Origin of the sequence: Methylorubrum podarium (assembly GCF_022179745.1) — a bacterium.
GTDB classification, from domain to species: Bacteria; Pseudomonadota; Alphaproteobacteria; order Rhizobiales; family Beijerinckiaceae; genus Methylobacterium; species Methylobacterium podarium.
The window spans coordinates 13,019-29,816 of record NZ_BPRD01000001.1 but is presented as its reverse complement, the minus strand read 5'-3'; the positions used below and the strand labels follow the sequence as shown (position 1 = coordinate 29,816).

The window sequence follows — 16,798 nt, the reverse complement described above, 5'->3', positions numbered from 1 at the left end:
CGGGCCTCGGCGACGCGGCGGCCGTCGAGGCGCTCGCCGCCGCGCTGGGTTCGCCCTTCGAACTGACCGGCGCCGCCCACTTGCCCGCGGGCGTCGGCGGCCCCGAGCCGCGGACGCTGATGCGTGTCGAGGGCTTCGCGAAATCGGTCAACTATCGCCTCGGCGAGCTGCGCCGTCTCCTGCGCCGCACCGGCGAGGCACACGTCGTCGAAGGCGAGGAGAGTGCCGCGCTCTGGCGCGCCGTGCGCGACGCGACCCCCCTCGCCGAGCCGCGGGAAGCCGCGATCTGGCGCATCTCCACCGCCCCGACCCGCGGTCCGGCGGTCACCGCGGCGATCGGGGCCGCACGCGCCGCGCGCTGGTTCTACGATTGGGGCGGCGGCCTGATCTGGCTCGCCACCGAGGCCGCCGACGATGCCGGAGCCGGAATCATCCGCGCCGCGGTGAAGGCGGCGGGCAGCGGGCACGCGACGCTGGTGCGCGCGCCCGAGACCCTGCGTGCGGCCGTGCCCGTCTTCGAGCCGCCGCCCGAGCCGCTGATGCGGATCACCGCCGGCATCAAGGCGGCCCACGACCCGGCCGGCATCTTCAATCCCGGCCGGATGTACGCGGGCGTGTGACAACCAGGCGGCGAAGCGCGGACGCCGCCTGCGTGAAAGTGAAAGAAGAGGCCGAGCCGGGCCGGATGCATCCGCCCGTCGAGATCGGGCCTTGGGGCACTGAGCCGCTGCCCTCAGCCTGTCCGATCCCATCCTCGCCAATTCGCGCTCGAGACCGTCTCCGGGTCGAAATCCGTCGGCTCCCGTCGAGGGACCGGCGGCACTCGCGGATGCCGACAACCCGCTTCGGGGACCGGCGACCAGCGGGACGCTCGGGTCCGGATCGTCGTACAAGGTCGCCATGCTGACTCTCGCGCTCTCGCTCGCTCTCCTCGTCGTGCTGATCTTCATGATCGTCCGGCGGCGCCATCTCACCATCCTGATGAGCGTGGCCAGCCTGCTCGCGGGCCTGCTCGCCATGCTCTGGCTTCAGGATCTCGGGCTGCTGCCCGGCTCGCAGGGTCCGCTCACCCACACGCGTCCGCAGACCCTGGAGGACGCCCGCCGTTGACGAGGGGGTGATGCGCGGCTCGGCCAGGGAACTCTCCCGGCCCTCGCGCGTCTGCCGCGATGATGCCGGCGTCGCGAGGTCCGCCGGAATGGAGACGTCCCGTGCGCAACCTTCTTCTGCTCCTGATCCTGATCGCCGGCGGCTTCGTCCTGACGGCCATGTACGTCGCGCCGAAGCAGCCCGAGCTTCGGGGCTGGTACGAGACCAATGCCTGCCCGCATCTCGACCAGATCAGCCCGAAGATCTGCGAGCCGATCCGTGCCGCCCGGGGCACGGGCGCGATCTGAGGCGCCGCTTGCGCCGGGCTTTCGACTGGTTCTTCCGCGACCGCAACACCGGCGCGGTCGTGATCGGCCAGTGGCCGAATTGGCCGCTGTGGATGTTCGCCGCCGCCTCGGCCCTGGAATGGCTCCTCGGGGCGGCGATGCCGGGTCTGCCCGCGCCCGTCTTCGCGGGCCTTCGCGTCCTCGCGCTCGTGAGCCTCACGATCTGGGCGCTCGATGAGATCGTGCGCGGGGTCAATCCGTGGCGGCGCTGCCTCGGCGGCGCCGTGCTGATCGGGATCGTCGTCAGCCTCAGCCTCAGCGGTCTGGGCCGCCCGTGAGCGAACCCGTCGATCTTCTCGTCATCGGCGGCGGCATCAACGGCGTCGGCATCGCCCGCGACGCCGCCGGACGCGGGCTGCGCGTCCTGCTGTGCGAGCGGGGCGACCTCGCCGAGCACACCTCGTCGGCCTCGACCAAGCTGATCCACGGCGGCCTGCGCTACCTCGAACAATACGCGTTCCGGCTCGTGCGCGAGGCGCTGGCCGAGCGCGAGCGGCTGATGCGGCTCGCGCCGCACATCATCTGGCCGCTGCGCTTCGTCCTGCCGCACGATGCCGGCCTGCGCCCGGCCTGGATGCTGCGGATCGGGCTGTTCCTCTACGACCACCTCGCGCGTCTCAAGGCGCTGCCGCGCTCGCAGGCGCTCCGCCTCGGCCGCGAGGGTGTCGGCGCGCCGCTCCAGAAGCGGCTGACGCGCGGTTTCGCCTATTCCGATTGCTGGGTCGAGGACAGCCGCCTCGTCGTGCTGAACGCCCTCGACGCCGCCGAGCGCGGCGCGCGGATCCGCACCCGCACCACCGTCGAATCCGCCCGGCGCGAGGACGGCGCCTGGACCGTGACCCTCCACGATGCCGAGCGGCGGCAGCGGGAGAGCGTGCGGGCACGGATCGTTGTCAACGCCGCCGGACCCTGGGTCGGCGAGACGCTGCTGCGCACGCTCGCCGTCGAAGCCCGGCCGAAGGTGCGGCTCGTCAAGGGGAGCCACATCGTCGTGCGGCGGCTCTACGAGGGGGACCAGGCCTACATCCTGCAGCAGCCCGATCGGCGCATCGTCTTCGCCATCCCCTACGAGCGCGACTTCACCCTAATCGGCACCACCGACGTGGCCCACGAGGGCGAGCCCGGCCCGGTTCGGATCTCGGCCGAGGAGACGCGCTATCTCTGCGCCTGCATCAACCGCTCGTTCGAGCGGCAGATCGGCCCGGACGACGTGGTCTGGAGCTTCTCCGGACTGCGCCCGCTCTACGACGACGCGGCCGCGAACGCCTCCGCCGTCACCCGCGACTACGTGCTCGAACTCGACCACGACGGGCCACCAGTGCTCTCCGTATTCGGGGGCAAGATCACCACCTACCGGCGCCTCGCCGAGCACGCGCTGGAGAAGCTCGGACCGCACCTGCCGGGCATGAAGCCGGCCTGGACGGGCGACGCGCCGCTGCCCGGCGGCGACATGGCGGGCGCCGATTTCGATCTTTTCGTGGGGACACTCGCGGCCCGGTACCCGTTCCTGCCCGAAGCGACCGCCCGGCGTCTCGCCCGCGCCTACGGCACCCGCGCCGAGCGGCTGCTCGGCGATGCGCGCACGTTGGCCGATCTCGGCGAGACGTTCGGGGGCGATCTCAGCACCCGCGAGGTCGATTACCTCGTGCGGCACGAATGGGCGCGCACCTCCGACGACATCCTCTGGCGCCGCTCGAAGCTCGGCCTGCGCATGGATCGCGAGGGCGTCGCGCGGCTCGGGCGCCACCTCGCCGCCGTGTCGGCTGAGGCCGGCGCTCACCGTCCGTAGACGTCCTCCAGGCGGATGATGTCGTCCTCGCCGGTGTAGGAGCCGACCTGCACCTCGATCAGTTCGAGCGGGATCTTTCCGGGGTTGGTCAGCCGGTGCATCGAGCCGATCGGCAGGTAGACCGCCTCGTTCTCGTGGACGAGGATGACCTGGTCGTTGAGCGTCACCTCCGCCGTGCCCTTGACCACGACCCAGTGCTCGGCCCGGTGGAAATGCTTCTGCAGCGAGAGCCGCCCGCCCGGCGTGACCATGATCCGCTTCACCTGGAAGCGCTCGCCGATATCGATGCGCTGGTACCAGCCCCAGGGCCGGTACATCCGGCGGTGGGCATCCGCTTCCGGGTGCGCCTTCTCGCGCAGGACGCTCACCAGGTCCTTCACCTTGCCCGACTGCGCCTTGGAGGCGACGAGCACCGCGTCGGGGGTCGCAACGACCACCACGTCGTCGAGCCCGACCACGGTGGTGAGCCCGTCGCCCTCGCTGTGGACGAGGCTGCCGGTGGTCTCCACCAGCTCGACGCGGCCGCGCACGGCATTGCCCTGCGCGTCGCGCGCCAGCACCTGCCAGACGGCGTCCCAGGTGCCGACATCCGACCACGCGAAGGAGACCGCGAGCACGCCCGCGCGGGTCGTCCGCTCCATCACCGCGTAGTCGATCGAGGTCTTCGGCGCACGGGCGAACGCCTCCGCCTGGAGCCGCACGAAGTCGAGATCGGTAACGGCGGCGGCGAGCGCGGCGCGGGCGGCGTCGAGCACCGCCGGCGCATGCGCCTCCAGCTCGGCGATCATCACGTCGGCGCGGAACAGGAAGTAGCCCGAGTTCCACAGGGCGCCCTCCCCGATCAGGCGCTCGGCGCCGGCCGCGTCGGGCTTCTCGACGAAGCGCTCGACCCGGTGCAGGCCCGGCGCGTCCGGGATGGCGGAGCCGGTGCGGATATAGCCGTACTCGGTCGCGGGCCGGGTCGGGGTGATGCCGAGCGTCATGATGTGGCCGAGCCGGGCGCCGCGGGCGGCCTCCTGCGCGGCGCTCGCGAAGGCGTCGGCGTCCTCGATCACGTGGTCGGCCGCCATGACCAGCACCACCGTCTCCGGTCCCCGCCGCGCCCCGTGCAGGGCGGCCACCGCCACGGCGGCGGCGGAGTCGCGGCGCTCGGGTTCGAGCAGGATGTCGGCAGCGATGCGGCTCTGCGCGAGCTGCTCGGCGACGATGAAGCGGGACTCGGCCGAGGCGATGACGGAGGGCCGCGCGAACACGCTCCCGTCGGCGACGCGTCGGGCGGTGGCCTGGAAGGTGGAGGTCGAGGGATCGACGAGCGGCGTGAACTGCTTGGGCATGCTCTCGCGCGAGGCCGGCCAGAGCCGCGTACCGGAGCCGCCGCACAGGATCACGGGCAGGATTTTGTCGTGGTCCGCCTCGGCCATCGCCCAGCCCCGTCGCGTATCGAGAGGCGCCAGCCGGTCGGAAGACGTGCGAGAGCGGCGAGCGCGAAAATCAGCCCTGGCGTCTTAGCCGATCCACCCGCACGGCACCACGATGCGGGCCAACCTGCCTGCGATTCAGGTAAATCCCGGAGAAATCCGGTGAGGAACGGCGGAGGCGAAAAGCCTCCGCCGACTGTCCGGATCGGCTACTCGGCGGCCTGCCGCTCGCCGTAGCCGAGGCGATCGTTCAGTTCGTGCAGAAGCTTCACGGCGGCTTCCGCGATCACGGTGCCCGGCGGGAAGATCGCCGAGGCGCCCGCGGCGGTGAGCGCGTCGTAATCGCCCGGCGGGATCACGCCGCCGACGACGATCATCACGTCGTCGCGCCCTTCCGCCTTCAGGGCGGCCTTCAGCTCCGGCACAAGCGTCAGGTGGCCCGCCGCGAGCGAGGAGACGCCGACGATGTGCACGTCGTTCTCCACCGCTTGGCGTGCGGCCTCGTCGGGGGTGGCGAAGAGCGGCCCGATATCGACGTCGAAGCCGAGGTCGGCGAAGGCCGAGGCGATCACCTTCTGGCCGCGGTCGTGCCCGTCCTGGCCCATCTTGGCGACCAGGATGCGCGGACGGCGCCCGTCATTCTCCTCGAAGGCCTCGACGAGGCCACGGACCTTCTCCACCACCGGCGACATGCCGCCCACCTCCCGCTTGTAGACGCCCGAGATCGAGCGGATCTCGGCGCGGTGACGGCCCCAGGCCTTCTCCAGCGCCTCGGAGATCTCGCCGACCGTGGCCTTGGCCCGCGCCGCGTTCACCGCCAGTTCGAGCAGGTTGCCCTCGCCGTCCGCGGCCTGCGTCAGGGCGGCGAGGGCCGCATCGACGTCGGCCTGGTTGCGCTCGGCCCGCAGGCGCTTGAGCTTGTCGATCTGCTTGGCGCGTACGTCGGCGTTGTCGACCCGCAGCAGGTCGATCTTCATCTCGTCGTCGGGCTTGTACTTGTTGATGCCCACAATGGTCTGGCGCCCGGAATCGATCCGCGCCTGGGCGCGGGCCGCCGCCTCCTCGATGCGGAGCTTGGGGATGCCCGCCTCGATGGCTTTCGCCATGCCGCCGAGCGCCTCGACCTCGCGGATATGCTCCCAGGCCCGCGCGGCGATGTCGTGCGTCAGCCGCTCGACGTAGTAGGAGCCGCCCCACGGGTCGATGATCCGGGTCGTGCCGCTCTCCTGCTGCAGGAAGAGCTGGGTGTTGCGGGCGATGCGGGCCGAGAAGTCGGTCGGCAGCGCCAGCGCCTCGTCGAGCGCGTTGGTGTGGAGCGACTGCGTCCCGCCTTGGGTGGCCGCCATCGCCTCGATGCAGGTGCGGGTGACGTTGTTGAACACGTCCTGCGCGGTGAGCGACCATCCGCTCGTCTGCGAGTGGGTGCGCAGGGGCAGCGACTTGTCGGATTTCGGATCGAACTCCTTGACGAGCTTCGCCCAGATCAGGCGCGCGGCCCGCATCTTGGCGATCTCCATGAAGAAGTTCATTCCGATCGCCCAGAAGAACGACAGGCGTGGGGCGAACTGGTCGATGGTCAGGCCGGCCGCCAGACCGGCCTTGATGTACTCGACGCCGTCGGCCAGCGTGTAGGCGAGTTCGAGATCCTGCGTCGCCCCGGCCTCCTGCATGTGGTAGCCGGAGATCGAGATCGAGTTGAACTTCGGCATGTTCCTCGAGGTGTAGCCGAAGATGTCCGAGATGATCCGCATCGATCCCTTGGGGGGATAGATGTAGGTGTTGCGGACCATGAACTCCTTGAGGATGTCGTTCTGGATCGTGCCGGCGAGCTTTTCCGGCGGCACGCCCTGCTCCTCCGCCGCGACGATATAGAGGGCGAGAACCGGCAGCACCGCGCCGTTCATCGTCATCGACACGGTCATCTGGTCGAGGGGAATCCCAGAGAACAGCGTGCGCATGTCGTAGATCGAGTCGATCGCCACACCCGCCATGCCGACATCGCCCGAAACGCGCGGGTGGTCGGAATCGTAGCCGCGGTGGGTGGCGAGGTCGAAGGCGACCGAGAGGCCCTTCTGGCCGGCCGCGAGGTTGCGCCGGTAGAAGGCGTTCGAATCCTCCGCCGTGGAGAAGCCGGCATATTGCCGGATCGTCCAGGGCTGGGTGACGTACATCGCCGGATAGGGGCCGCGCAGGTAGGGCGGCAGGCCGGGGAACGAGTCGATGCCCTCGCATCCCTCGCGATCCTCGGGGCCGTAGAACCCCTTCACCGGAATGCCCTCGGGCGTCATCCAGGGCTCCCCGGCCGGCGGAGGCGGCGCCTTGAAGCCGTCGGCCGCGTAGGCGACGGAGGCGAAATCGGGGATCCGGGAGCTCATCGTGCAACTGTTCCTGGCGTCAGTCTCGGCGTCGGCGGAGACGATGAATTTTTTTGAGCATTATAGGCAAGCCACCAAACGCGGCTACTGTCCATAAGGCGGGGCTCACCGGCCGCGCTTGCGCCGGCTTGCCGCCAGGTGATGACGTCCGCGCGCGTCGCGGCGGAGGCTCGGGGCCGGCCCCGACGGCGCGGCGAGCCAAGCCCGGCGCTGCGCGATCAGAGCCTTGAGCCGCTCGGCCCGCTTCTCTTTGCGCGCGCAGTCGCAGGGGCTGTCGCAGTCGAAATGGTGCGAGCCGCCCTCGCCGGAGAACAGGCTGAGGAGCCCCAGCACGATCCCGACCAGGCCGACGACGCCGATCACCAGCGCCGGCCATGCGAGGCCCAGGCCGACGAGGACCGCGATGGCGGCCTTGCCCGCGAGCGTCCCGATCACCTTCACTTTCAGGAGAGCGAGGAAGGTCGCCGCCGCGCCGGCCGATCCGCGCAGCGCCCGAAGGCTCCGTCTTCGGTATCGCTTGCGCGCGGCGAGCGCCTCGAGCCGACGCAGCTCACGCTCCATCCGCCGCCGGGCCGGCGCCCGATCTTCCGCGAAAGCTGCCTCCACGCCCCCTCCCCGCCGTGTTCGACGGGGTGAAGTGTGGGACATGGCCAGCGCGACCGTCAAACCGCCGCTTTCCGACCCTCGTTTCGCGCGAAGGCGCCGGGCGCGACGGAGGACGGGATGAGGTCAGGGCGGACGACGCCGAGCGCGGCACGCAACTGGCCGTTCCTGGTAGGTTTCGTGGCCGCCGAGCGCAGGCTCGGCGAGCGCGCCCGCGCCGCGGGACGCGGGCCGGCCTTCGCCTACGAGTTCCTCCGCTTCGGCGTGAAGCAGGGCTGGGCCTGCTTGTTCGGCGGCCTCCTCTGCGCGCTCCTGATCGGCACGCACCTGTTCTACCCGGCCGACGCGCCGCTGACGCGATACGACGTCCTGACGCTCGCGGCCGTGCTGATCCAGGTCGCGCTGCTGGCGCTCGGCATGGAGACCTGGGAGGAGGCCAAGGTCATCGCGATCTACCACGTCGTCGGGACCGCGATGGAGATCTTCAAGACCGGCGTCGGCTCATGGATCTATCCGGAGGCGAGCCTTCTGCGGATCGCCGGCGTGCCGCTCTTCACGGGCTTCATGTATGCCAGCATCGGCTCCTACATCGCCCGCGTCTGGCGCCTGTTCGATTTCCGCTTCAGCCGCCATCCGCCGCTGGCGCTCACGCTCCCTCTGGCGGGGGCGATCTACCTCAACTTCTTCAGCCACCACTACACGGCGGACATGCGGGCCGTGCTGTTCATCGCCACCGGACTCCTGTTCGGAGGCACGGTGGTGCACTTCAAGGTCTGGCAGGTGCATCGGCGGATGCCGCTGCTGCTCGGCTTCGTTCTCGTGTCGCTCTTCATCTGGCTCGCCGAGAACATCGGCACGGCGAGCCGCGTCTGGCTCTACCCGAACCAGGCGGCCGGCTGGTCGCCGGTCTCGGCGGCCAAGCTCGGCTCGTGGTTCCTGCTGATGATCGTGTCCTACGTGCTGGTCACGCTGGTGAACCGGCCGGAGCCGATGCCCGAGGCCGATGCGGCCCCCGGGCAGCCCGTCGGTTCGAACGCACCGCGGCCCGCGCGCTGAGGCCGCGATCAGTTGACGTAGGTGCGGATCCAGTTCGGGGAGAGGATCTCGCCCTCTTCGGTGATGATCCAGGGCTGCTTCGAGGGATCGCCCAGGGCGCCCTTCGCGGCGGCGAGCGCCTCGCGCAGGGTGTCGTAGCGCTCGGGCTGGGCCAGCGGAGAGGAGGCCGGCAGCGTGCGCCAGATGGTGAGGTCGGCAGGACGTTCGAGAGCTTCGGTTTCCATCTCTTGTTCTTCCTGTTCGAACCGTCTTCGTCCGTTGAGGACATCGCGACGACAAGAGCCGTCGGGACGGTATGCTCAAAGTTTCAAGGGCGATCGAAGCATCTCTGGGGCAGCTTTGCGATCAATTCGAGTGCTCGACAGCCGATCGGTCACCGTCTCGTCGCAGTTCCTCGCCCAGACCTTGCCTTGGTTTCGCCAAGAATTGATCCAGGCCCGCCCACCGATGCCTTCTCATCAGTAGGAAGACACTGCGTACGAAACAGTATGCAATTGGTTACTCTCGGTAGCGAGCCTTGACCGTGCGGTGTCGCACCCGACCCGCCTGTGAGGAAAAGCGGGGATTTGTTGACCGGAAGCCACACCGGACACAGCTAAGTCTCATTCTTCGAATTCCCGCGATCGCTGTCATGGACCGCATATCGGGGAGTTTGCCGGAGCCAGTCTGAACGCGGCCCGTACCGCCGGGGCGGATCGCGCGTTCGGCGAGCGGGCCGGCATCGGGCGGGCGTTGGGATAAGGGTTGGGGTTGTCGGTGCCGGATCGTTTCGTGCGGATCGCCCTGGGCGTGACCCTGGGCCTGCTGATCGCCTTCGTGGCGCAGCCCTACATCCTCGCCTTCCTCTACTCGGCGGACGCGCCCCGCTCGGTGACGGCGCGCGGCGACCTGTCGGCGGCGGAGAAGACCACGGTCGATCTCTTCGCCCGCGCCTCGCCCTCCGTCGTCCACGTCTTCGCTCAGGCCGCGGCGCAGGGGCGTGCCCTGATGGAGCCCGACGACGAGTTCGGCCAGGGGCCGGGAGGGGGCGAGCAGCAGCAGGGCTCCGGCACGCAGACCGGCACCGGCTTCGTCTGGGACGCCGCCGGCCATGTCGTGACCAACAACCACGTGGTCGAGGCCGCGATGAAGGGCGGCGGCACGATCTCCGTGCGGCTGGCTTCCGGTGAGGTGGTCGGCGCGCGGGTTGTCGGCACGGCGCCGAGCTACGACCTCGCCGTGCTCCAGCTCGGGCGCGTCGCCAAGATGCCCCCTCCCCTCGCCGTCGGCACCTCGGCCGACCTCAAGGTGGGGCAGTCGGCCTTCGCCATCGGCAACCCGTTCGGTCTCGATCACACCCTCACGACCGGCGTCATCAGCGCGCTGCAACGGCGCCTGCCGACGCAGGAGGGCCGCGAACTGTCGGGCGTGATCCAGACCGATGCGGCGATCAATCCCGGCAATTCCGGCGGACCGCTGCTCGATTCCGCGGGCCGCCTGATCGGCGTCAACACCGCGATCTTCTCGCCCTCGGGCGCCAGCGCCGGCATCGGCTTCGCGGTGCCGGTCGATGTGGTGAACCGGGTGGTGCCCGACCTCATCAAGAACGGGCGCGTGCGCAACCCCGGCATCGGCATCATCGCCGGCCAGGAGGCGACCGCGGCCCGGCTCGGCATCGACGGCGTCGTCGTGCTGCGGGTGCTGCAGGGCTCGCCCGCGGCGCAGGCGGGCCTGCGCGGCGTCGATCCCCGCACCGGCGACATCGGCGACATCATCGTCGGCGCCAACGGCCGGCCGGTCCACCGCCTGTCCGACCTCACCGCCGTGGTCGAGGAGGCCGGGCTCGATCGCCCGGTCACGCTGCTGGTCGAGCGCGACGGCCGGGTGCGGACCGTTCGGCTGAACACGGCGGACGTGGCGCAGACGCGGTTGTGATGCCGGCTTTCGGCCGCTTCGACCATGGGGGCTTGAAAAGGCTTCGAACACAGGGCGGGCGTGCTACGAATTGATCGTAAAGCCGAGTTTTGCGAAATAGAGTTTCGTCCCTGAGATCGCTTGACTTGAAAGTGCGTGTTTTGCCGAAAGGTGTCGAATATAACAGCTTGTTCTGGCTGCCTTTAGCGATCGGCTGCGTTTCGACGCTCCTTGTGCTCTGGGTGACCCAATCGTTCCTACCCAGGTGCCGTAGTTTCGAAGAATTTATTGAGCGTTCATTTTTCAAATTTCACGAAGATATACCGTTTGCTCTCCTCGATCGAAATATGAACATCAAACTCATCGTGTTTCCTCTCACGTCTCTCATCACGTTCCTGCTCGTGAAGTAGTGCGCGGATACCTACGATCAGGGGTCGTTCCGTGGAGAGAACCGAGCGTCGGCATCCTGTGCAGCCTGTGTCTATGACGTCGATCACCATCATGGACGCTTTACCCGCGGGCCGAACCGGCCGATGAGCGAAGGATGCTCCTCGCCCTCGGCCTTCTGGCGCTCATCGGATTCTGGTGGCTCGGCCGCCGCAAAGGGCGCCTGCCCTTCGGCCTGACGCCGCGGCTGCTCGCCGGCTACGCCCTCCTGGCGACGGCCTTCGCGCTGTCCCTGCGCGGCAGCCTCCTCCCCGCTCTGCTGCTCGGCGCCGGAGGGCTCTGGCTGGCGGAGGGCGAGGCCGGCGTGATCCGGCGTGTCCGCGCGTGGCGCGGGTACCGGGAGCCGCAGCCCCTGCGCACCGCCTCGCTCGAACTCGACATCCGCTCCGACGGCGTGCCGCTCGACGGAACCCTCTTCGTCGGGCCCTTCGCCGGGCGCCGCCTGTCGGCGGTGCCGACGGAGGCGCTGATCGAGCTGACGATCCTTCTGCGCGCCAACGATCCCGAGGGCGGGCGCCTGCTAGAGGCGTATCTCGACCGCCGGCAGTCCGGCTGGCGTGTAGACGCTGATGGCGACGGTGACCCGCGGCCGGGCGGCGCGGCGAAGCCAGGGACGATGACGGAGGAGGAGGCCTATCAGGTCCTGGGGCTTGAGCGCGGGGCGTCCCTGGAGGAGGTCCGCGCGGCTCATCGGACGCTGATGAAGCGGCTGCATCCCGACCAGGGCGGCAGCGTCGAGAGGGCGGCGCGCGTCAACGCGGCGCGTGACAGGCTGGTGAACCGACATCGCTAGAACTCCACGCGCGTTGTCAGGGTCGATGGATCGAAAGAGGTCCCGGCCGCTTCGGCGCGGCTCTTGTCATCGAAGGGCCGCCGGCCGAACGCGCCGGCAGCCGCTCCGAGGAAGGCTGTTCGAGACGGTCAGCTCCGGGTGGCGAAGCAGTTGAAGCCGTTCTTCTTCAGCGCGGCGCAGGCATCCTGCGCGGTGCTCTGCTCGGCGAAGCCCGAGAAGCGGGCACGGTAGAGCGTGGCGCCGCCATGGGTCACCCGCACCGTGTAGGGGGCGGCCTTGGAGAGCATGCCGGTGCGGCTGCGGGCGTCGGCGAGGATCGACTTCGCCTTGTCCTCGTCGTCCATGGCGCCGAGCTGGATCACCCACGGCGTCGGCGTGACGGGCTTGGCGCTGTCGCCGCGGGCATCCTTCGGGGGACCCTCGGCGCGGGAGGCGACGCCCTCGACGGCGGGCAGGCGGGCGGTCGACTTGCTTCCGGCGCCCGGGAACGGCGCCTGGCTCGCCGGCCCGGCATAGGCCTGGGCGGCGTTCGGCAGCGCCTGGAGGCCCGCGCGGCGCGATCCCGGGGTCGTCGTGGCCGGGCGGATGTCGAGGGGCGCGGTGCTCGTCGAGCTCGTGGTCTCGACCGCGTCGTCGTCCGCCGAGGCGATGACGGTGCGGGTGCGGGACTCGGCCTCGGCGACGACCGCCGGGCGGCCGCGCTCGGCCACCTCCACCACCGGTGCCGTCTGGCGGGCGCCGGCATAGGCGCGCGGCAGGTTGGCGCGGACGAGGTCGGCCATGATCCGGTCGCGGCTGGCGCCCGACTTGCCGCCGAGCACGATCGCCACGATCTGCCGGTCGCCGAGCCTGGCCGCGGTCATCAGGTTGAAGCCGGAATCGCGCGTGTAGCCCGTCTTGATGCCGTCCACGCCCTCGACATTGCCGAGCAGGCGGTTGTGGTTGCCGATGGTCCGGCCGCGGAAGGCGAAGGAGCGGGTCTGGAAGTAGCGGTAGTAGCGCGGGAACCGGTCCTGGATCGCGCGGGCCAGGATGGTGAGATCCTGGGCAGTGGTGATCTGGTCGGGATCGGGCAGGCCGGAGGCGTTGGCGTAGTGGGTGCGGCTCATGCCGAGCGCCTTGGCCTTGCGGGTCATCATCTCGGCGAAGCGCGGCTCGGAGCCGGCGATGTTCTCGCCGATGGCGCAGGCCACGTCGTTGGCCGACTTGGTGACGAGCGCCTTGATCGCCTCCTCGACGGTCACGGTCGAGCCGGGGCGCAGGCCGAGCTTCGACGGCGCCTGGGCGGCGGCGTTGGCCGAGATGGTGAGCGGCGAGTCGAGGTCGTAGCGGCCCTTATCCAGCTGCTCGAACAGCATGTAGAGGGTCATCACCTTGGTGATCGAGGCCGGGTGGCGCAGCGCGTCCTCGTTGACCGCGTGCAGGGTCCGGCCCGACTTCACGTCGACGACCATGGCGGCGTAGGGCGGGTTGTAGCCGCCGACCGCCTTCCGGGCGTGGCCTCGGCGCCTCGCCTCGGCGGGATCGGCCACCGCGACGAGGAAACTCGTCGCCAGGAGCAGCACGGCGACAGCGCGGGATCCCGTGGGCCGGCCTTCTACGCGACGCATCTCGAAACCTTCGCCTCGACAGCCGGACGTTCGAGCCCGGCTGGCACCCTTCACGGACGCCGCCAGCCGGGTCCGCAATCTCTGGCGAGGACGGTAGGATGAACGCGGTTACGCGGCCGTTAATGCGGCCACTCGCAAGTTCGAGATCGTCCTTTCGCCACAGGGGTTAAGCCGATCTTGACGAATGCGGCGCCCTCCGCGCCGCTCGATCGTGCGTTGCGTCGCCGCCGGGGCGCGTCGTCGCGGTTCGGACCGGGGTGCCGGTGCGGCTCCGGGAATGCGGCTTGGCCGGACAGTTTCACGCACCTCTCTGGCGCAGTCGCCGATCGGCCTATAGATTGCCTCTTGAGCGCCGCGCCCCTTGCCGGGACGCCGGTGCCGAAGGCTGCCAGACCAGGGTCGCTTCGATTCAGATGTCTTCCAAGCTGATCCAGAACGAAGTGCAGGAGGCGGGTCGGGGACGGGTTCCGGTGCGTGCGGCCTCGACACCGCGCAACCCGGGCGACGACGATCGTTCGGGCACCGCGATCATCACCCGGACCAAGCCGCGGGCGAAGCGGCCGAGCCTGTACCGCGTGCTGCTTCTCAACGACGACTACACGCCGATGGAGTTCGTCGTGCACGTCGTCGAGCGCTTCTTCAACAAGAGCCACGACGACGCCTACCAGATCATGATGCACGTCCACCACAATGGTGTGGGGGAGTGCGGCGTGTTCACCTACGAAGTCGCGGAAACGAAAGTGACGCAGGTGATGGATTTCGCCCGCAAGCACCAACATCCGCTTCAGTGCGTTATGGAAAAGAAATAGGCATCCAGCGAAGGCCAGAGCATTGCCAAGCTTCTCACGTAGCCTCGAGCAAGCCCTCCACCGCGCCCTGGCCCTGGCCGGAGAGCGCCGCCACGAATACGCGACCCTCGAACATCTCCTGCTCGCCCTCGTCGACGACCAGGATGCCGCCGCGGTGATGCGGGCCTGCAACGTCGAGATCGACGTCCTGCGTCGCAATCTCGTCGAGTACGTCGACACCGAGCTCTCGAACCTGACGGGCGACGGGCGCCAGGACGCCAAGCCGACCGCCGGCTTCCAGCGCGTGATCCAGCGCGCGGTGATCCACGTGCAGTCGTCGGGCCGCGAGGAGGTGACCGGGGCCAACGTGCTCGTCGCGATCTTCGCCGAGCGCGAGAGCCACGCCGCCTACTTCCTGCAAGAGCAGGACATGACCCGCTACGACGCGGTGAACTACATCAGCCACGGCATCGCCAAGCGGCCGGGCGCCTCCGAGGCCAAGCCCGTGCGCGGCGCCGACGAGGAGGCGGCCTCCGAGCGGCCGGGCTCCGACGACGGCGAGGCGCGGCCCAAGAAGAAGGGCGACGCGCTGGAGGCCTACTGCGTCAACCTCAACAAGAAGGCGCGCGACGGCAAGATCGACCCGCTGATCGGCCGCCACGCCGAGGTCGAGCGCACGATCCAGGTGCTCTGCCGCCGCCAGAAGAACAACCCGCTGCTGGTGGGCGACCCCGGCGTCGGCAAGACGGCCATCGCCGAAGGTCTCGCGCGGAAGATCATCCAGCACGAGGTGCCCGAGGTTCTGGCCGACGCGACGGTCTTCTCCCTCGACATGGGCACGCTGCTCGCCGGCACCCGCTACCGCGGCGACTTCGAGGAGCGCCTCAAGCAGGTGATGAAGGAGATCGAGGCGCACCCCAACGCCATCATGTTCATCGACGAGATCCACACCGTCATCGGTGCGGGCGCCACCTCGGGCGGCGCGATGGACGCATCGAATCTGCTCAAGCCCGCGCTCGCCTCCGGCGCGCTGCGCTGCATCGGCTCGACGACCTACAAGGAGTACCGCCAGTACTTCGAGAAGGACCGCGCCCTGGTGCGCCGCTTCCAGAAGATCGACGTCAACGAGCCGTCGATCCCGGACACGATCGAGATCCTCAAGGGCCTGAAGCCGTACTTCGAAGAGTTCCACAAGCTGAAATACACCACCGACGCGGTGAAGGCGGCGGTGGAGCTGTCGGCGCGCTACATCAACGACCGCAAGCTGCCGGACAAGGCGATCGACGTGATCGACGAGACCGGCGCCTCGCAGATGCTCGTGCCGGAGGCCCGCCGCAAGCGCACCATCGGCGTCAAGGAGATCGAGACCACCATCGCCACGATGGCGCGGATCCCGCCGAAAACCGTGTCGAAGGACGACGCGGTGGTGCTCAAGAACCTGACAGAGAACCTCAAGCGCGTCGTCTACGGCCAGACCAACGCCATCGAGGCGCTGACCTCGGCGATCAAGCTCGCCCGCGCCGGCCTGCGCGATCCCGACAAGCCGATCGGCTCGTACCTGTTCGCGGGCCCGACCGGCGTCGGCAAGACCGAGGCCGCCAAGCAGCTCGCCGCCTCGCTCGGCGTCGAGATGCTGCGCTTCGACATGTCGGAGTACATGGAGCGCCACACGGTCTCGCGGCTGATCGGTGCGCCCCCCGGCTATGTCGGCTTCGACCAGGGCGGCCTGCTCACCGACGGGATCGACCAGCACCCGCACTGCGTGCTCCTGCTCGACGAGATCGAGAAGGCGCATCCGGACCTGTTCAACATCCTGTTGCAGGTGATGGACCACGGCAAGCTGACCGACCACAACGGCAAGCAGGTCGATTTCCGCAACGTCATCATCATCATGACGTCGAACGCGGGTGCCTCCGATCTAGCGAAGTCGGCCTACGGCTTCACCCAGAGCAAGCGCTCGGGCGACGACGTCGAGGCGATCAACCGGCTGTTCGCGCCGGAATTCCGCAACCGTCTCGACGCGATCATCTCGTTCGGCCACCTGCCGAAGGAGGTCGTGGCCAAGGTCGTCGACAAGTTCGTGCTTCAGCTCGAAGCGCAGCTCGCCGACCGCAACGTCACGATCGAGCTCTCGGACGAGGCCCGTGATTGGCTGGTGGAGAACGGCTACGACGACGCGATGGGCGCTCGGCCCATGGCCCGCCTGATCCAGTCCACCATCAAGACGCCCCTCGCCGACGAGGTGCTGTTCGGCCGCCTCAAGGACGGCGGCGCGGTCAAGGTGGTGCTGAAGAAGCCGGAGGGCGAGGATACCAAGGCCAAGGCGGAGCTCGGCTTCGAGTTCCCCGCCGGGCCGGTCACGCCGAAGCCCGAGACGGACGTCGCCAACGCCGCCAAGCGCAAGCGCTCCAAGCCGCGCTCGGCCCCGCGCAAGAAGGCGAACAAGCGCGACGGCGGTCCGTCCGGCGGCGGATCCTCCGGCGGAGGATCGGTCCGCACCGTGCCGAAGGTCCCGCTGAAGGTCTGACGCTCGCAGGATCGGTCACTCGGAAGGGTGTCCGATCTTCCGTGCCGGCGCGGGTTGCGTTCC

Annotated in this window: 14 protein-coding genes and 1 pseudogene; 10 read left to right on the top strand and 5 right to left on the bottom strand. The window is 69.3% G+C overall.

Annotated elements, in window-relative coordinates; all coding sequences use genetic code 11:
• The 5 genes and pseudogenes from MFF42_RS00145 to glpD form a co-directional block, all read left to right on the top strand.
• A pseudogene (locus MFF42_RS00145) lies at positions 1-620 on the top strand (glycolate oxidase subunit GlcE); the annotation flags it as partial.
• A gap of 280 nt (positions 621-900) precedes the next feature.
• Positions 901-1,110 carry a hypothetical protein gene (locus tag MFF42_RS00140; RefSeq protein ID WP_238253486.1) on the top strand — a complete coding sequence of 70 codons (210 nt, stop codon included), beginning with the start codon at positions 901-903 and terminating at the stop codon, positions 1,108-1,110.
• 101 nt (positions 1,111-1,211) lie between these two features.
• Positions 1,212-1,397, top strand: a complete 186-nt coding sequence (locus MFF42_RS00135) for a hypothetical protein (RefSeq protein ID WP_238253485.1) — start codon at positions 1,212-1,214, stop codon at positions 1,395-1,397.
• A gap of 8 nt (positions 1,398-1,405) precedes the next feature.
• Positions 1,406-1,714, top strand: a complete 309-nt coding sequence (locus tag MFF42_RS00130) for a hypothetical protein (protein WP_238253484.1) — start codon at positions 1,406-1,408, stop codon at positions 1,712-1,714.
• Positions 1,711-3,225, top strand: coding sequence for a glycerol-3-phosphate dehydrogenase (glpD, locus tag MFF42_RS00125; protein ID WP_238253483.1), 1,515 nt, complete (start codon positions 1,711-1,713; stop codon positions 3,223-3,225). The genes MFF42_RS00130 and glpD overlap by 4 nt, the downstream gene beginning before the upstream one ends.
• Here the strand turns inward: glpD and MFF42_RS00120 are convergent.
• The 3 genes from MFF42_RS00120 to MFF42_RS00110 form a co-directional block, all read right to left on the bottom strand.
• On the bottom strand, positions 3,213-4,646 hold the full coding sequence (locus tag MFF42_RS00120; RefSeq protein ID WP_238253482.1) for a mannose-1-phosphate guanylyltransferase/mannose-6-phosphate isomerase: 1,434 nt from the start codon (positions 4,644-4,646) through the stop codon (positions 3,213-3,215). The two genes, glpD and MFF42_RS00120, sit on opposite strands and share 13 nt — an antisense overlap.
• Positions 4,647-4,852: 206 nt before the next feature.
• A complete protein-coding gene (scpA, locus tag MFF42_RS00115) occupies positions 4,853-7,018 on the bottom strand; it encodes a methylmalonyl-CoA mutase (protein ID WP_238253481.1) in 2,166 nt (721 codons plus the stop codon).
• A 105-nt stretch (positions 7,019-7,123) separates the two neighbouring features.
• Entirely contained in the window at positions 7,124-7,624 is a 501-nt protein-coding gene (locus tag MFF42_RS00110) for a hypothetical protein (protein ID WP_238253480.1), read from the bottom strand.
• A 117-nt stretch (positions 7,625-7,741) separates the two neighbouring features.
• Between MFF42_RS00110 and MFF42_RS00105 the strand changes: the two genes are divergently transcribed.
• Positions 7,742-8,677, top strand: a complete 936-nt coding sequence (locus MFF42_RS00105) for a DUF817 domain-containing protein (RefSeq protein ID WP_238253479.1) — start codon at positions 7,742-7,744, stop codon at positions 8,675-8,677.
• 8 nt (positions 8,678-8,685) lie between these two features.
• On the opposite strand, the gene MFF42_RS00100 is transcribed toward MFF42_RS00105, so the two are convergent.
• Positions 8,686-8,901 (bottom strand): hypothetical protein, encoded by a 216-nt coding sequence (locus MFF42_RS00100; protein WP_183435316.1) that lies wholly within the window; start codon positions 8,899-8,901, stop codon positions 8,686-8,688.
• Positions 8,902-9,433: 532 nt separating this feature from the next.
• Between MFF42_RS00100 and MFF42_RS00095 the strand changes: the two genes are divergently transcribed.
• Entirely contained in the window at positions 9,434-10,591 is a 1,158-nt protein-coding gene (locus tag MFF42_RS00095) for a S1C family serine protease (RefSeq protein WP_238253478.1), read from the top strand.
• Positions 10,592-11,114: 523 nt separating this feature from the next.
• The gene (locus MFF42_RS00090) at positions 11,115-11,810 is read left to right on the top strand and encodes a J domain-containing protein (protein WP_238253477.1); all 696 of its coding nucleotides are present in this window, start codon (positions 11,115-11,117) and stop codon (positions 11,808-11,810) included.
• 128 nt (positions 11,811-11,938) lie between these two features.
• Here MFF42_RS00090 and MFF42_RS00085 read toward each other — a convergent pair whose 3' ends face one another.
• Positions 11,939-13,420, bottom strand: a complete 1,482-nt coding sequence (locus MFF42_RS00085) for a D-alanyl-D-alanine carboxypeptidase (RefSeq protein ID WP_238253476.1) — start codon at positions 13,418-13,420, stop codon at positions 11,939-11,941.
• 413 nt (positions 13,421-13,833) lie between these two features.
• Between MFF42_RS00085 and clpS the strand changes: the two genes are divergently transcribed.
• Positions 13,834-14,229 carry an ATP-dependent Clp protease adapter ClpS gene (clpS, locus tag MFF42_RS00080; protein ID WP_238253475.1) on the top strand — a complete coding sequence of 132 codons (396 nt, stop codon included), beginning with the start codon at positions 13,834-13,836 and terminating at the stop codon, positions 14,227-14,229.
• 22 nt (positions 14,230-14,251) lie between these two features.
• Positions 14,252-16,735, top strand: coding sequence for an ATP-dependent Clp protease ATP-binding subunit ClpA (clpA, locus tag MFF42_RS00075; protein WP_238253474.1), 2,484 nt, complete (start codon positions 14,252-14,254; stop codon positions 16,733-16,735).
• Positions 16,736-16,798 lie beyond the last annotated feature (63 nt).

Bases quoted from the DNA above. Each gene is read 5' to 3' on its own strand.
- MFF42_RS00140 (WP_238253486.1), top strand. From the start codon at position 901: ATGCTGACTCTCGCGCTCTCGCTCGCTCTCCTCGTCGTGCTGATCTTC.
- MFF42_RS00120 (WP_238253482.1), bottom strand. From the start codon at position 4,646: ATGGCCGAGGCGGACCACGACAAAATCCTGCCCGTGATCCTGTGCGGC.
- scpA (WP_238253481.1), bottom strand. From the start codon at position 7,018: ATGAGCTCCCGGATCCCCGATTTCGCCTCCGTCGCCTACGCGGCCGAC.
- MFF42_RS00105 (WP_238253479.1), top strand. From the start codon at position 7,742: ATGAGGTCAGGGCGGACGACGCCGAGCGCGGCACGCAACTGGCCGTTC.
- MFF42_RS00100 (WP_183435316.1), bottom strand. From the start codon at position 8,901: ATGGAAACCGAAGCTCTCGAACGTCCTGCCGACCTCACCATCTGGCGC.
- MFF42_RS00090 (WP_238253477.1), top strand. From the start codon at position 11,115: ATGCTCCTCGCCCTCGGCCTTCTGGCGCTCATCGGATTCTGGTGGCTC.
- MFF42_RS00085 (WP_238253476.1), bottom strand. From the start codon at position 13,420: ATGCGTCGCGTAGAAGGCCGGCCCACGGGATCCCGCGCTGTCGCCGTG.
- clpS (WP_238253475.1), top strand. From the start codon at position 13,834: ATGTCTTCCAAGCTGATCCAGAACGAAGTGCAGGAGGCGGGTCGGGGA.